Genomic DNA, 453 nt, shown 5'->3' on the forward strand with positions numbered 1-453 from the left:
GCAGATGGCGGTGCTGGTGCCGGACACCGGCGCGCCATCGAAGAACGCCTGGGAGCTATTGCCCAGCCCGACTTCCATCACGTACACCAGCGTTTGCCCACGGTGTGTGCACATTTGCGTGCTGACCGCGCGTTCAGGGATGGTTTCGGTGCAACTGGCCGACTGCACCTTGAACACCCGCACCTCGCTCAACGCCGGTGCAGACGCGCCCCACGCCGGTGCTGCACCGAGCCACAGGCCGAGAATGGCGAACAGAGCTAGACTGCTGGCGTTGGCTTTTTTCATGCTGGTAACGACCTTGGATTAAACGTCGGCGCAGTATGCCTCAAGGCCATGAACCCACAAAACCAAGCCTATACGCCATTGGCCTTCGGCTGCTGGTATGATGCGCCGCTTTTTCCGATCCTCTCTGAAACCACAGGCGCTTGGCGCAGTTTGTGCTTTGACTTAGAG

1 protein-coding gene is annotated in these 453 nt (G+C 59.8%); it reads right to left on the bottom strand.

The genetic code is table 11. The features are described from left to right. The coding region (locus tag HK439_RS26480; protein WP_190294470.1) for a DUF4879 domain-containing protein at positions 1–285 on the bottom strand (285 nt) is incomplete at its 3' end. Between the last annotated feature and the right edge of the window lie 168 nt (positions 286–453).

This window comes from Roseibium aggregatum (genome assembly GCF_014692675.1).
GTDB classification, from domain to species: domain Bacteria; phylum Pseudomonadota; class Alphaproteobacteria; order Rhizobiales; family Stappiaceae; genus Roseibium; species Roseibium aggregatum_C.